General features: G+C 41.9%; 12 protein-coding genes and 5 tRNA genes. 8 read left to right on the plus strand and 9 right to left on the minus strand.

Features of this window, described 5'->3' with window-relative positions:
• Positions 1-77: 77 nt before the first annotated feature.
• The 5 genes from K2W90_03040 (at position 78) to K2W90_03060 (ending at position 2,418) form a co-directional block, all read left to right on the plus strand.
• Positions 78-153: transfer RNA gene (locus K2W90_03040), tRNA-His, on the plus strand.
• Positions 154-219: 66 nt separating this feature from the next.
• Positions 220-295, plus strand: a tRNA-Pro gene (locus tag K2W90_03045).
• A gap of 5 nt (positions 296-300) precedes the next feature.
• Positions 301-374, plus strand: a tRNA-Arg gene (locus K2W90_03050).
• 58 nt (positions 375-432) lie between these two features.
• Positions 433-1,761, plus strand: a complete 1,329-nt coding sequence (locus K2W90_03055; GenBank protein ID MBY0353319.1) for a DEAD/DEAH box helicase — start codon at positions 433-435, stop codon at positions 1,759-1,761.
• Positions 1,762-1,848: 87 nt separating this feature from the next.
• Positions 1,849-2,418 carry a hypothetical protein gene (locus K2W90_03060; protein ID MBY0353320.1) on the plus strand — a complete coding sequence of 190 codons (570 nt, stop codon included), beginning with the start codon at positions 1,849-1,851 and terminating at the stop codon, positions 2,416-2,418.
• Between the two features lie 51 nt (positions 2,419-2,469).
• On the opposite strand, the gene K2W90_03065 is transcribed toward K2W90_03060, so the two are convergent.
• The 3 genes from K2W90_03065 to K2W90_03075 all read right to left on the minus strand — a co-directional run bounded on the left by K2W90_03065 (position 2,470) and on the right by K2W90_03075 (position 5,757).
• Positions 2,470-3,633 carry a hypothetical protein gene (locus K2W90_03065; protein MBY0353321.1) on the minus strand — a complete coding sequence of 388 codons (1,164 nt, stop codon included), beginning with the start codon at positions 3,631-3,633 and terminating at the stop codon, positions 2,470-2,472.
• Positions 3,634-3,662: 29 nt separating this feature from the next.
• Positions 3,663-4,751, minus strand: a complete 1,089-nt coding sequence (locus K2W90_03070) for an ankyrin repeat domain-containing protein (GenBank protein MBY0353322.1) — start codon at positions 4,749-4,751, stop codon at positions 3,663-3,665.
• A 178-nt stretch (positions 4,752-4,929) separates the two neighbouring features.
• Positions 4,930-5,757, minus strand: coding sequence for a hypothetical protein (locus tag K2W90_03075; GenBank protein ID MBY0353323.1), 828 nt, complete (start codon positions 5,755-5,757; stop codon positions 4,930-4,932).
• Between the two features lie 295 nt (positions 5,758-6,052).
• Here K2W90_03075 and mrdA point away from each other — a divergent pair, with 295 nt between their 5' ends.
• The 3 genes from mrdA to K2W90_03090 are packed head-to-tail and all read left to right on the plus strand — an operon-like array spanning position 6,053 to position 9,478.
• Positions 6,053-7,804: a penicillin-binding protein 2 gene (gene mrdA, locus K2W90_03080; protein ID MBY0353324.1), complete on the plus strand. Its 1,752-nt coding sequence runs from the start codon at positions 6,053-6,055 to the stop codon at positions 7,802-7,804.
• A 57-nt stretch (positions 7,805-7,861) separates the two neighbouring features.
• Positions 7,862-8,371: an HAD family hydrolase gene (locus tag K2W90_03085; protein MBY0353325.1), complete on the plus strand. Its 510-nt coding sequence runs from the start codon at positions 7,862-7,864 to the stop codon at positions 8,369-8,371.
• 15 nt (positions 8,372-8,386) lie between these two features.
• Positions 8,387-9,478 carry a hypothetical protein gene (locus K2W90_03090; GenBank protein MBY0353326.1) on the plus strand — a complete coding sequence of 364 codons (1,092 nt, stop codon included), beginning with the start codon at positions 8,387-8,389 and terminating at the stop codon, positions 9,476-9,478.
• A gap of 102 nt (positions 9,479-9,580) precedes the next feature.
• Here K2W90_03090 and K2W90_03095 read toward each other — a convergent pair whose 3' ends face one another.
• The 6 genes from K2W90_03095 to mreC form a co-directional block, all read right to left on the minus strand.
• Entirely contained in the window at positions 9,581-10,276 is a 696-nt protein-coding gene (locus K2W90_03095; protein ID MBY0353327.1) for a hypothetical protein, read from the minus strand.
• A gap of 140 nt (positions 10,277-10,416) precedes the next feature.
• Positions 10,417-11,289: a hypothetical protein gene (locus tag K2W90_03100; protein ID MBY0353328.1), complete on the minus strand. Its 873-nt coding sequence runs from the start codon at positions 11,287-11,289 to the stop codon at positions 10,417-10,419.
• Between the two features lie 114 nt (positions 11,290-11,403).
• Positions 11,404-12,447, minus strand: coding sequence for a hypothetical protein (locus K2W90_03105; GenBank protein MBY0353329.1), 1,044 nt, complete (start codon positions 12,445-12,447; stop codon positions 11,404-11,406).
• A gap of 297 nt (positions 12,448-12,744) precedes the next feature.
• Positions 12,745-12,818, minus strand: a tRNA-Arg gene (locus K2W90_03110).
• A gap of 54 nt (positions 12,819-12,872) precedes the next feature.
• Positions 12,873-12,946 (minus strand) — tRNA-Arg (locus K2W90_03115).
• Positions 12,947-12,991: 45 nt separating this feature from the next.
• On the minus strand, positions 12,992-13,813 hold the full coding sequence (mreC, locus tag K2W90_03120) for a rod shape-determining protein MreC (protein ID MBY0353330.1): 822 nt from the start codon (positions 13,811-13,813) through the stop codon (positions 12,992-12,994).
• Positions 13,814-13,845 lie beyond the last annotated feature (32 nt).

Below are 13,845 nucleotides of genomic sequence, written 5' to 3' on the forward strand. Positions count from 1 at the left end.
AAGTTTTTTTGATTTTTATCGTGAAACAAAATATAATGGGGTCGTATTCGTTTGAATATGCCTTGTGGCTAAACACGGTGGGCGTAGCTCAGTTGGTAGAGCACCAGATTGTGGTTCTGGACGTCGCGGGTTCGAGCCCCGTCGCTCACCCCAGCTAGCTTGTAACCAGTTAGCTTTAGATCTTTGTTATTACACGCAAAAGAAATACGTGCAATTTGTCGGGGCGTAGCGCAGTTGGTAGCGCACTCGCTTTGGGAGCGAGGGGTCGCCAGTTCGAGTCTGGCCGCCCCGACCATTTATGTGCCCGTAGCTCAGCTGGATAGAGCAACGGATTTCTAATCCGTAGGCCACAGGTTCGAGTCCTGTCGGGCACACTTGATTTTTTTTGTGAGGCCAGGCCCATGTTCTTTTTTTCATTACTTTCAGGAATTTATGTCACATTACGATAAGCCCGACAATTCAGGCAAAAAGCCAGTCGGCAAAAAGAAGTTCTTCAAATCCCCGGCATCACGCACAACAACAAGCAAACCAGGTTCTCGTCCGTCATCGTCATCAGCGCCACGTCGTGGTAGCTCGCAACAAGGCGGTTCATCATCACGTCGCGTGATCAAGAAGTTTAATCCTTCAGATTTTATGCGCAAAGTTGAAGAGCAGGTTGCTGCACCAATGTATGACTCAAAGCATCAATTTTCAGACTTTTTAATTGAAGAGCAACTTAAGAAAAATATTAAGGTGCGTGGTTATGTTACCCCAACCCCAATTCAAGACCAAGCAATCCCGCTCATTCTTGAAGGTAAAGACGTTGTTGGTACTGCTAATACCGGTACTGGTAAAACAGCGGCTTTCTTAATTCCATTGGTTAACCGTTTATTGACGGGCAAAACCAACAGAGTTTTGGTTATTACGCCAACCAGAGAATTAGCTGCTCAAATTCAAGATGAGCTTGCATATTTTGCTAAGCATACTGGTTTCTTTTCGGTGTTGTGTATTGGCGGTTTGAATATCAGACAGCAAATGAGCACGTTGCAACAAGATCCTGAGTTTGTTATTGGCACGCCAGGCAGATTAAAAGATCTTGAACAAAATGGTCACTTGAGACTCAACCGATACAATTCTATTGTGTTGGACGAAGTTGATACCATGCTGGACATGGGCTTTATCAATGATATGAAGTATATCATTAATAAATTGCCCAAAGACCGTCATTCCGTGTTCTTTTCAGCAACCATTTCTAAAGAGATCAAAGACGTTATCGACAAATTCTTGCACAATCCCGTTTCTATCAGTGTTAAGACACGTCAGTCTGCCGAAAACGTAAACCAAGAAGTGATTACGGTTGATCCAAGAAACAAGATTGAAGTATTGCACGATTTGTTGATTAAGCCTGATTTTACCAGAGTTATTATCTTTGTTAGAACCAAGCGTTCAACCGACAAGTTGGCAAAGAGTTTGCGAGATCGTGGTTTTAAAATTGCGACGATTCATGGCAACAAGACGCAAGCGCAGCGTAAAAAAGCATTGTCAGACTTTAAAGATGGTGTGGTCAAAATTCTTTTGGCAACCGACGTGGTAGCGCGTGGTATTGATATTGACGACGTTTCGCACGTTATCAACTTCGACTTGCCACAAACACATGAAGATTACATACACCGCATTGGACGTACTGGTCGTGCCAACAAGATTGGTCAAGCGATTACGTTTATTGAAAAAGAAGAAAATTCATCATCATCTTCTTCTTCAGCGCGACGATTTGATAAATAGTTTTAGAAATCTAAAAAAAGTTTCTACAAAAAAGGGCTACGTATTTTGCGGGGCCCTTTTTTGTAGTTTATAAGAAAAGAATCAGTCATGAGTTTTGAATTATATTATGTTACCGGCAACGCTGGCAAGTTTGAAGAAGTAGAGCGGTTCCTAAGCACCTACGCGCCAGAAATTAAACTGTTGCAAGCAGACGTTGATCTGCAAGAACAGCAAACGGACGACCAGTTGGCAATTGCGTTGCACAAAGCGCAGCAGGCGTGGAGCTTGTTGGGTAAGCCGTTGCTGGTTGACGATGCGGGTGTTTACTTTGACAAGTACCATAAATTCCCGGGTACTATGACTAAGTTTTTGTTTCAGGGTATTGGCTTTGATGGCATTTTTAAGTTGGTAGAGCAGGGCGATCGCGCACGCTTTTTTTTGTACTTAATTTATGTTGACGGACCAACGTCGTTTCACACGTTTGAAGGTGAGTGTTTAGGACAGGTGGTAAAACCGGCGGTGTTTAATGCGCATCCGCGTTTGCCATTTGACGATATCTTTTTACCAGATGGTTCTGACAAAACGTATGTTCAAATGCGGCATGATGATAACTTTGATCTGTTTGCCTACCGCTTGCGTGCAGTTAAAAAATTTGTGCAATGGTTACATAAAAAATAAAAAAAGCCCCTGAATTTTCAGGGGCTTTTTTATAGGTTAGTTTCTAAAAAACTAGTCTAAGTGTGCAAGAACGTCTGTTATTTCAGGCGTGCTTGATGATGCAAAGCTTGGTAGAGCATTCCATGCTGATGACAACATTGAACTTGCTCCTGAAGTAAGATCAATAAGTGTTCCTGTTACGGTTGAGCACGGTGGGCATGTTACATTTGGCAATATCTGCAACGCAGGGCAGGTGTGTGTTGTATTGTATTCGCTGGTAACATTAAGTAATTCAGCCGCTCGATCAAAAGTAAGCGTGAGATTGTGATTAATAAATGTTAACAATGTTTCACTACTTACTCTGCCAGTTTCAAGAAGATAGTTGGCAATTGATGCAATTGTATCATTGCTTACTTTGCCAATCTCAAACACACGTGGCGTTATTTCTTGATAGAGAGCCGTTGTTGTTGCATTAAAAGCTTTGCTTGTGTCTTCAATGGTTGGAATAATGCGCGTTAATTGTTCTGCCGCAAAAGTAGCATTGTTGCGGATGAATGACGTTGTTACATCAGCACTGAACTTGCCATAGGCAATAACACGTTCGTGAAATTCGTTAAAAATGTAGGTAAGAAGCATATTAAAATATTCATTCAATTGACCCCACACGCGCTCTGTTAAATATTCTTCAGTTCTTGATGAAGCTTGTGTAAGCACAATTACTGGAATAATAATCATGACAGCGCCGATAACCACTACTCCTGTCCAAAATAATACGTTACGTGCTTGTTTAAGTTTTGCTTTTTTTGGATGAGCTTGTTTCCATGATTTTTCTAATGCAGGTTTAAATTGCGAGATTGCTTGGGCTGCTGGGGCAGCATGGTCCGGATTTTCTAACTGGTCAATGACGAGTTGTCCGTCTGTAGCGAGTCTGCTTCTAACTTGAGCTGGATCGTTTTGGAAGTAAGCAACCAAATCGGCTGCTTGGGCTGGTGTTAATGTTACTATGCGAGAGCCATCAAGTCGGGCATAAATGGGTGCAGTAGACAATACTGTTGCAACCGCGGCTCCATGATCTGGGTTGCCTGGTGTTGCCGTTATAAAAGTTCCCATATCGCTTTGTTGGGTCAAGTCAGTGACTTGTACAACTGGGGCTCCCACGCGACCAGCTGCTGCTTGAAGAGACGAAAGGTTTAATAATAAACCAGTAATAGCTAAAAGCTTGATAATAAGTTTCATAATAACCTCATTTTTTATTTACTATTTTTTTACTGAATAGCGCACGTAAATCTTCCTGATCGTGCTGAAATTTGAGTAGTAGGTTCTGGTTGTTCTAAAACTTCGATGAATGGCAAGATGTGGCGGTATGTTCCTGCTTTATGAGCTTCATCAAGAAACGTATTTCTGTTTAAGTTTTCAAGATCTGGATTAGCGCCGTTTTTCAATAATATTTGAACACAATCGCCATGACCGTTTATGGCAGCCAAATGAAGAGCGGTATTGCCTGCAAGATTTGCAGTATCAAGCGCATTTTTGCCTGATTCTATCAGTTCTATAAGGCACTCTGTGTGGCCACGTTGGGCTGCTACGTGTAGTGGTGTTTCGAAGAGATAGTTTCTTGTCGTAAATATTTCCGGTTTAGCTTTTTTTGCAATTAAAGCTACGATATGCGCGTGGTTGTTCATAACTGCTGCATGAAGTGGCGAGTTACCAGTCGTGTCTACCAATTCAAGTGCTGCTGTTCTAAGAAGTATGTTTACACAGCTTATAGAATTATTAGCAATGGCGGTATGAAGCGGGGTGTTGCCCTCAGCATCACGAGTGTTAGGATTTGCGCCTTTTTGCATAAGTATAAAAACACACGTTTCGTGGTTATGTTGAACGGCCAAATGCAAGGCTGTTTTGCCTGCTGCATCAGGGGTATTCAATGTTTCAGGAGTAACATTAATGTGCTGAAGTGCTGCAACGTTTCCTGTTTGTGCAACCTCGTGTAATCTTGCTGCTAAAACTGGGGCGGTAGCAGGGCTTGGACTCGCTAGCGGGGTGCTTGGTAAACTTGAAGAGCTTGATGAGCTTGATGAACTTGGTGTGTCAGGACCGAAGATGTCATCATCAAGGTCTTGGACCAATGGTGTACTTTGTTGAGCCGTGCTTGTTGAGCTTGCTGCAGGGGTAGTATTGGTTCTTGATACTTTAGTTGCACCAGAAGACCTTGGCGTGCTTGTTTCGTCTGGTCTTTCAGTTCGTTTTGCATTTGTAGCTGGTGTTTGTGTTGGAGTTGCTGCTGCATTCACATCAAAACTAACCATACTTGCCGCAAGGGCTGTGCCTAAAAGGACTTTAAGAAAATTCTTCATCTGAAACCTCCATTAGGTTTTTGATAAAATTAAGAAATTATAACCTCATTTTGGTAAGGCTTTCATTAAAAAGCCAATTTACCTTACTATTAGTATATTTTATACCATTTTGCTTGTCAAACGCCCCATCTGGCTCTTTGGCTAAAAATACAACAAAAGCCCTTTTTTTTACGTTTTTTTACTGAATTATGCAGTCAGATTTGGGGTTAGCACGTCTTAAGTTGTCCTGAAGCTTGTGCGGGTCTTGCCAGTCCTTCAGCCTGCGGTTGAGCCTGTCTGGAATAAAGTAAGGGTTTTTAGGATCGGTATGATCTATTAAACAAAGCTTTGCTTCAAGTAGGGCGCGCACATTTAACCACGGATGGATAGGTGGGTTGGCTGGGGTAAAGATTATGTCTGGGTCCTGCGTTGCTGGGTAGTAGCCAATGTACGCACAGAGTTCTTCTCGTATAACGATTACCAGACTTCTTCGGTACATTTCTACCTCATGAGAGAAGATTCTATACTCACTTTGTAGTTCCCAAATAGTCTTTTGTAATGTGCCTTCCTGATGTGCAGCCGCCAATGCCTGGTCGGTTGTGCGTTCTTTGAGAATTTGAAATTTTTGTCGACTTTGCTCTAATTTTTCAGTTAATCCGGCAAGAGCAATAAATTCATTGCCTATAAATTCTATGTCAGCTTGGGTTGGATACGGTAGTCTCATATAATGCCCAAGATCGCTTGAACTGTCGCTTGCTAATGTTGCAGGTGCCTGATTGACTGCAGAGTAATCAACATTGGTTAGGCCGTCTCGTGCTGTTGCCAAAAGTTCTTCAACGGTACCTGCTGGTACTGCAACTCCGCGTACGATTACGCGCTGTTTTTTGGTTCCTGTTTCAGTTTCTATAATTTCCTGTTCTTCGGGTCTTTCGCCGCGTTTTCTTGAATTGTCGGCAGCGCTGTAGGCAGCTCCTGAAAACGTTCCCATAACTAATGCAATGAGCGTGATTTTAGATAACTTGTTCATATAATAACCTTTCATCCATTTTTCAACCCGGCAAGCAGGTCTTTAGTGATAACCTCATTTTAGTAAATTCAGCTCAAAGGCCAATATTTACTTACTATTAGTATATTTTATATAAATTAACTTGTCAAAAGGCTTCAGTTGGTCTGTGTTCTGAAAATCTATCGTGTTGGTTGGTTCTTTTTAACGTGTATTGCTGGCGGCACTATTGTGGTGTATTCTTGGTAAAAAAGTGCCATTTTTTATAAAAATACCAAGTTTTAAGACCTTTGTTGTTTCAAAATAGGATACCCACGCCATGCCAATTCGTGCTAAAATGAGCCAGGTGCGCAAAGCCCGCTTATGGCAGCTGGTCTACGGTTTTTTGCTCTTTTGTTTCATAATTCTGCTCAGATTGTTCTATTTGCAGGTTAACCAGTGGCTTTTGCTCAATAATTTGGGTGAGCGTAACTTTTTACGGACTGAGACTATATTACCCATCCGGGGTAATTTATACGACTGCAATCGTACCCTTTTGGCTGCAAATAGGCCCATTTTTGATCTTTACTGGCAAGGGGCTGGAACCGTGCTTTCTGATCAGCAAGAAAAAGCGGTTGGCCACATTATGCAGCTTTTGGGTGATGGGGCTTTGGAGCCGGCTACCTTGGCGGGGCTAAAAAAGGCCGAGCGCTATGCCCGGTCATTTTTGCTTAAGCAAAACGTTAATTTTGGGCAGTTGTGTAAAGTGAGTGAGCAGTGTTCGCAGGTACCCAATTTAACTATTAAAAGCCGTTTTGAGCGTTATTATCCACACAAAAATTTTGCAAGCCACATTGTGGGTTATCTCAGTCGGGCCGAAAATGTTGGCTGTGATGGGCTAGAAAAGCTTTTTGATCAAGATTTGGGTGGGCAGCAAGGTTACGAAATGTCGGTTATTAATTCGACGGGTCGCATTTTGCGCCAGCGCGAACGGCGCGATGCCCAGGCGGGGCACGATCTAACCTTGACGCTGGACTATGCTCTGCAGCGTTTGGCAGAGTCGGCCTTTGAGCCTGACCAGACCGGCGCGTTGATTGTGATGGATCCAGAAGATGGAGCGGTGCGCGCGTTGGTATCGTATCCCAATTTTGACCCCAACCACTTTGTGCAGCCTATTTCTGAGGCCTTGTGGAAAGAGAAGTTTACCGTTAATAGTCCCTTATTAAACCGCGCCACGGCCGCTTTGTACCCACCAGCTTCTACGTTTAAGCTGGTTACGGTGACGGCTGGCTTGGAAGAGGGTGTTTTGAGTACTGAGTCAGAGTTTAACTGCCAAGGGTTTATGCGTTTTGGCGGACGTAAGTTTTTGTGCCAGCGTCGCTGGGGCCATGGTCCCATGATGTTGCAAGATGCACTGGCTCATTCGTGCAATATTTTGTGCTTTGAGGCGGCTAAGCATTTGTCTATCGACACAGTGGCCGACTATGCCTGCCGCTTTGGGCTTGGCTATAAAACAGACTTTTTACTGCCCGAAAAATCTGGTCTGGTGCCAACGTCGCAGTGGAAGCGGGTAATGAAAGGCGAGGTTTGGTGGCCTGGTGATACATTGTCAGTTTCAATTGGCCAAAGTTATTTGTTGGTAACGCCGCTGCAAATTGCGCGTATGTATGGGGCGGTGTGTACCGGTTTTTTAGTTAAACCGCGGATTTTGGAAAGTGAAGAGGTGCAGCGTGAAGAGTTGGCGGTTTCTGCGCCTGTTTTAGACTTTTTACGCCAATCAATGTATTCAGCCGTGCAAAAAGGTACCGTGTGGCGGTTGCGTCATTTTAAAAATTTTAAAATTTTTGCAAAAACGGGAACAGCTCAAACCTGTAGCTTAAACAAAGAAAAGACCCAGCGGGAGCACTTTGAGCATGCTTGGCTTACCGGATTTTTTGAGTACAAAGAACAAAAGCCGCTGGTGCTTATTGTTTTGCTCGAGCATGCCGGTGGTTCGCGGCCGGCCATTTTAATTGCGCATCGATTTTTAGATTCGTACCAGCGGTTTAAAGAAAACGGTGTGCTGCCAAGCCCCTCGTATGACCAAGAATAGTTGAAATCAGTGTCAAAATTTTTCCTTATGCTAAACTGTGAGGATATGAAGAATTTTATGAAAACTAACAAAGCAGCATTTTTTGATCGCGATGGTACGCTTATTAATGATATTAATTACTTGTCGCGGCTTGAAGATGTAGTACTTATTCCAAAGGCAGTTTCCCTGTGCCGGTTGTTGGCAAGTCAGGGTTACAAAATTTTTGTGGTAACCAATCAGTCTGGTATTGCCCGCGGTTTTTTTGATGAACCGTTTGTGCAGCAAACGCATGCGTATTTAGATACATTGTTGCGTGAGCAGGGTGTTCAAGTTGATGGCTGGTACTATTGTTCCCACCATCCAGAAAAAGGTGCGGTGAGTGAGTATATTACGGCGTGTGTGTGTCGCAAGCCCATGCCGGGCATGTTGCAACAAGCAGCGCGTGAGCATAACCTAGATTTAAAAAACTCACTTATGTTTGGTGATAAATTACTTGATTTGCAAGCAGGGTGGGCAGCCGGGTGCCGTTCATTTGAAATCACGCGTGCATTGCAATTGTCAGATCAGCAGATGGCATTTTTGTATTAAAAGAGAGGAAAACCGATGGCAGCAGAACAATCTCCAACAATGTTAAAAGTGTCAGGCAATATCTTACTTTTTTATGTGTACGATATTGGCGATGATGTTGATCTTGATACGATTAGAAAAAAGAATTTTGTTAAAATAGCTGATACACCGCTTTCGCCTTTTTTTAAACATTATCATGTGCCGCTTTCTTTTCGATTTAAAGACGAAAATGAAGAACAAGATTTAGTAAAGCACGGTGGGCATTGCTTGTTTCGCAAAGTTTATAACTTTGGGGTTATTTCTTTTTGCTATCGCATTCCCTACGAAGAGTCACTTGAGGACTTAAAGCATAAGCTTGGTGCTGTTAAGAAAAAATTTGATTTGTTGAGCAAGCAAGCGGCAAATGAAGCATTTCAAAGCATTCATTCTGCTATTAATAAGCCGCACTTTGCCAATCTTGAAGGTTCATATGTTGCGGTTCAAATTACCCCGCTTCCTGCAATTACGGCTGAGCAATTTAGAGATGAAAATAGCCCAAAAATAGCGTCATTGCTGCGTCTTGAAATGCAAACGTTGTCTGAGCGTCAACGTACAGAAGTGCTTTCGGCAACAACGAGTTATTATGGTCAAGACATGATTATTGTAGATACCAACGTGGCGCTTATTTACGATGACGAATTTTTTGAACCACTCGAATTTTTTGAATCAGCAAGCATTGAAAAGCTTGAGTTGCAATATTTCGACCGCGTTTTGGACGAGAAGCTCAACTATTTTTATGCACAAAGTTCGTATAAAATTCCACTCATTGCGTATATTCCGTTCATGAGCAGCCAAGTTGACTTGCCTGTTTCGCGCCTTGCAAAGCTGCGCGTTGATATTTCAGTAGTGACGGAGCGGCTTGAAAATAGTGTGACGTCGTCAGGCGATTTCTACTTTTCTAACTTTTATGCCATCTTGGTTGATCGTTTCTTTATTAAAGAATGGCGCGACTCTATTAATAGAAAACTGGATATAATAAAAGATCTTTATACCGTGTATCAAGATCGTTTAGATACCATTCACGAAGAGTTTTTAAGTTTGGTAATTATTATTTTGATTGTGATGGAAGTGCTTCTGGTTGTTCGCTAAAGGAGCTTTGTAAGTACAAAGCTTATTGAGCTACTCAGTTTATTAAATAAAAAAGAGCCGCTGTTTTTTACAGCGGCTCTAAAATTTTTTGTACAATAAAAATTATTTTTTTTGTACTGTTGCGCCAGAAACATTTCCGGTGATGTTTATTGAGCTGCCCTTGGTTACCACAATGCCGTTGCCAGCTTCAAAGGTAATGCTGCCATTAATGGTTGTTATGCCATCAAGAATAAGCTTTTGCTGCTCAGGTTTGTCGTCTGAAGACCAACCGAATAACCAGCCAAAAAATGATTTACTTGTGTTGCCGCTCTTGTTCTTTTTGACCACAATATTGTTGGTTGTGCAATCGGTTAGCTCGATTTTTGGAGCTGTTATACAAATATTTTTAAAGGTAGAATCAGAAGCTTTGAGTGTGCCTATAATAGTTGTTTTGCCGGCAATTTTTGCATGTAATAGTGTGGTTGGTCCGGTGATTTTTAATGTTTCTTTACATTCAATATTTTGCGCTTCAACGGGACCTTTAACTATGATAGAGCCAAAAGTGCCCGTGCCTTTAGTATTTTCCATTGGTCCATAAAGTTCAGTAGTTTCATGAACGGTGAGGTTGTTAAACTTCAAGGGACCTTTTATGTTGAGTGTTTTGGCGGTTATATTTTTTAATGTTGCTGGACCGCAAATAGTTAATTTTTTATATGTTGCTTCAGAGAGGTTTGCCACGCCCATAATTGAGTCAGCGTTAAGAGGTGGTGTGGTGCAGGCAAAGAAAGCGACAAGTGAAAAGATAATTACTGAAAACATAAAAACCCTTTATTTTACGTATTTAAAGCTCTTTATTTTATTGTAGCAGCTTTGTTTAAAAAATCACGTTTTAACATAAAAGTGGGCACTGACTATAAAATCGGTGCCCGCTTTAGTTAGTTTCTTACGAGTAAAAGAGCTTAGTTTGTGCGTTGGTGCTTTGGGCTTTTCTGCAGTTGGCACCCTGGGCAGGTCCAATTATTTAAAACAGCGAATTCTAAGCATGCGCAGTGAAATATTGTAGCGCAATCATCGCATGGGACGATTTCTTGTGAAGGGTCTGACAAGCTTTGTGTACAAATTACGCAGGTATCTTCAGTTCGTTGACGAACTGATCGTGAGCTGCTGCTTGAGCTACTTGAGGAGCTTGAGCTCGCGATGACAACTCTGCGTAGTATGCCACCGAGTTGTTGGTTGTCGCGCGTGTATTGAGTTTCTTGTTTGCACATTGGGCATGTTGCATATTCTTTGCTGTTGGCGCCTTCAAGTGCTATAAGTTCATCGGTAATTTTCAATTCAAACTGAGCGCTGTTCAGCATGCAGTGTTCATGGAAATCGTGATTGCAATAAAGGGTTATGCAACGCTCATTTTCTTCAAAATTTTCAAGGCAGATGGAACATGTATCCATCGAAGCTTTTTCAATGATGCCGGTTATTTCAGTGGTATTTTCTTCCCCGCAAGGCTTTTGAGCACTTGTGCCAAGAAGCGTGCTTATGCACTCTTCGCGTTCAAGTCCTAGAGCAAGCTCAAGTGCTGTTCTACCATCTGCTAAGCGTGTTTCTGGTCCAATGCCTTGTCTGATAAGTGCTTGGATTTGTTCTGGATCGTTTCCTACAATAGCTTCGTACATTTGGTCGAGTTGCTCTTGCAAAGATTCTTGCAATGCAGCTTCAAGGTTTTGTTCAAGACCTTCATACAAATAACCATAGTCGTCCCCATTGCTTGCTGCGGGTTGCACTGTGTTGGTAGCACATACAAAAACGAATGCCAAAAGGATTGCTTTATTTTTCATAGTAATATCTCCATAATTTTTAATATTTTTCACTAACGTATATTTTAACAAAAAATAGGACACTAATTTTATAGTTAGTGCCCTATTTTTATCATGTTATTTTTTCAACAAAGCTTATTCTGTTCGTTGACGTTTGCCTGTCTTAAAGTCTTCTCGACAGATTGGACATAAAGGGCTTTGTTTCATACATGCTTCTAGGCATGTTTCACAAATAAGCTGGCCACATTTTTGGTTTGAGCATGCTGGAATTTCTTCAGATTCTGCAGAAAATTCTTCATAGCAAACAGCACATTCAGGTACTTCAACAGCAACTGGAGCTTGTGGTTCTTCTACCGGTTGTTGTTCTTGGATGATGCTCGAACTTGAACTGCTTGAGCTACTTGATGAACTAGAGCTGCTTGAGCTTGGTTCAAAATCAAGTAATGTTGTTGCGCAGACTTCATGACCACGGTCAAGAGCTACTTCAAATGCTGTTTTATGATTGGGCAATGACGTGATGTCACGATTTGCGCCGTTGGCAAGAAGGATTTCTGTGCATGCGTTGTCGTTAAGGATAGCAGCTAAGTGTAGTGCTGTTATGAATGCTTTTTTGTCCTCATCTTCATCATGTTCAGAAATGAGGTCAATTTCTACCAGGGCGTTGATGTCGATTGTTTTTTCTTCAACAATAGCCAGTACATCGCAGAGTTTATTGCTTTGAATTGCAGCAAATAGTGGATTAATTTCAACTGCTTGGCTTGAGGTGCTTGGTGCCAAAGGAGGTAATGGTAGTGGACCAGTAGGTTCAAGCAGGGGAAGGTCATTATATTCTTCACTTGCTGCTACTGATGCTGGCAAAAGGCTTGGTGTTATTTGTGAAGCGCCACGTTTTGTTCTCTGAGAAAAAGGGTCGCGCGAGAGTGGAGGTGCGCAGTATTGGCAACTGGTTGAATCGCTACTGATTCTTGCGTTGCACCATGGATTTGGGCATGATCTAGCTGAGTGTCCTGTTGATGTTGACGACCATGAAGAGCTACTGGATGAGCTGGAGCTGCTTGAACTTGATGATGATGGGCTGCTGCTGCCGAATAAATTGTTTATAAATGGAAACATGGGCTGGGCAGTGCTTGTTGTGAGCGCTGTGGCAACTGTCACGAGTAAAATTATATTCTTATTCATAATAAATCCTCCGATAATATTTTTAATTATACAACTAAGAGTACTTATATAATGTATATTAGTCAAAGGCTTGAAAATGAGAAAAAATGGGGTTGTTTGCTTTAAAAATGGGCAAAATTATGCAAAAAGGGGGATTTTGGGGTGCTTGAGAGTTTTAATTAAAAAATCACAGCAACTGTTATGAATTCTAACAGTTGCTGTGATTTTTTACAATTAAACAGAAAAAGGGGTCAAACAGTAAGATAAAGTTGCGTTAATGATCTGGGAAGTGCGAGTTTTTATGTAGAATTTGGAAAGTGTGCCTAACAGGGCTCGAACCTGCGGCCTAGCGATTAGGAATCGCTCGCTCTATCCACCTGAGCTATAGGCACACAAATCTTTGGGGATTCTCCTTTTGATTGAGTGATTGAGATGGGTAAATGAAGTGCGCCTGGCAGGGATCGAACCTGCAACCTACGGATTCGAAGTCCGGCACTCTATCCAATTGAGCTACAGGCGCTTACCACATTTCAGCTTAATTTTTACCAGAAAAAAGCGAAAAAGGCTAGAAAAGGTTTATCTTTGATTGGTTAGTCAGCAAACAAAAATTGATGGTTGAAAGATCTACCAACGGCTCAATATCAATCTCATGATACAAAGCGTTTGGTTGATGCCGATGATTACTGATTTTTCCTAAACAAAAGCCCTCAGGAAATATAAGTCCCTGACCGCTGCAAAAGACCAGATCGTCGAGATTAATTTTTGAAAGGCTGGTGATGTAAGAAAGCGTGCAGTGATTGTGTTTGTTGGTACCTTGCACAATTCCCTGAGCATCAGTGGTGTTGGTAAATGCAGCAATTTTGCATTGTTGGTCGGTGAGCAGCATAACTTTGCTGTAGCACGGCCACACCTCAACAACCTTGCCAATAATTTGCAACTTATAAATGGCAACCATGTCGTTAACCACGCCATCACGCGAGCCTCGGTTAATGATGTAGTAATGCTCATCGGCAGATAAATTTTTGACTAATATTTTTGAAACAAGTGCCTTTGAAAGATCATAGCGATCTTGAAAATCAATAAGCTCTTTGCTTTGGTTGTAGTGACGGGCGGTTGCTTGCAGTTTAATGAGTTGCTCTTGAAAAATTTCGTTTTCCAGCGCGAGCTTGTTGGCATACTCTTGCAATTCTTGATATGAACGTTTTTGAACAATAATGCTGCTCACATATGAAGCAAGGGAGCTTGACGCGGCAACAAAAGGGTACGTAATGGTTGTTGCTGCTTTTTCTAAATAACCTGTGTTGAAAAAAAATATGCGATTAATAAAAAAGAGCAGGATTATCATGGTTCCTGCGGACCATAGAAATGTTTTGTTTTTAGTTATCATAATAAAAAATACTGTTGCGATTTAGGCTGACA

This window comes from Candidatus Babeliales bacterium, from assembly GCA_019749895.1.
GTDB lineage: Bacteria > Babelota > Babeliae > Babelales > RVW-14 > AaIE-18.

Coding starts and splice junctions, on each gene's coding strand:
- K2W90_03055 (MBY0353319.1), top strand. CDS start 433: ATGTCACATTACGATAAGCCCGACAATTCAGGCAAAAAGCCAGTCGGC.
- K2W90_03060 (MBY0353320.1), top strand. CDS start 1,849: ATGAGTTTTGAATTATATTATGTTACCGGCAACGCTGGCAAGTTTGAA.
- K2W90_03065 (MBY0353321.1), bottom strand. CDS start 3,633: ATGAAACTTATTATCAAGCTTTTAGCTATTACTGGTTTATTATTAAAC.
- K2W90_03070 (MBY0353322.1), bottom strand. CDS start 4,751: ATGAAGAATTTTCTTAAAGTCCTTTTAGGCACAGCCCTTGCGGCAAGT.
- K2W90_03075 (MBY0353323.1), bottom strand. CDS start 5,757: ATGAACAAGTTATCTAAAATCACGCTCATTGCATTAGTTATGGGAACG.
- mrdA (MBY0353324.1), top strand. CDS start 6,053: ATGCCAATTCGTGCTAAAATGAGCCAGGTGCGCAAAGCCCGCTTATGG.
- K2W90_03085 (MBY0353325.1), top strand. CDS start 7,862: ATGAAAACTAACAAAGCAGCATTTTTTGATCGCGATGGTACGCTTATT.
- K2W90_03090 (MBY0353326.1), top strand. CDS start 8,387: ATGGCAGCAGAACAATCTCCAACAATGTTAAAAGTGTCAGGCAATATC.
- K2W90_03095 (MBY0353327.1), bottom strand. CDS start 10,276: ATGTTTTCAGTAATTATCTTTTCACTTGTCGCTTTCTTTGCCTGCACC.
- K2W90_03100 (MBY0353328.1), bottom strand. CDS start 11,289: ATGAAAAATAAAGCAATCCTTTTGGCATTCGTTTTTGTATGTGCTACC.
- K2W90_03105 (MBY0353329.1), bottom strand. CDS start 12,447: ATGAATAAGAATATAATTTTACTCGTGACAGTTGCCACAGCGCTCACA.
- mreC (MBY0353330.1), bottom strand. CDS start 13,813: ATGATAACTAAAAACAAAACATTTCTATGGTCCGCAGGAACCATGATA.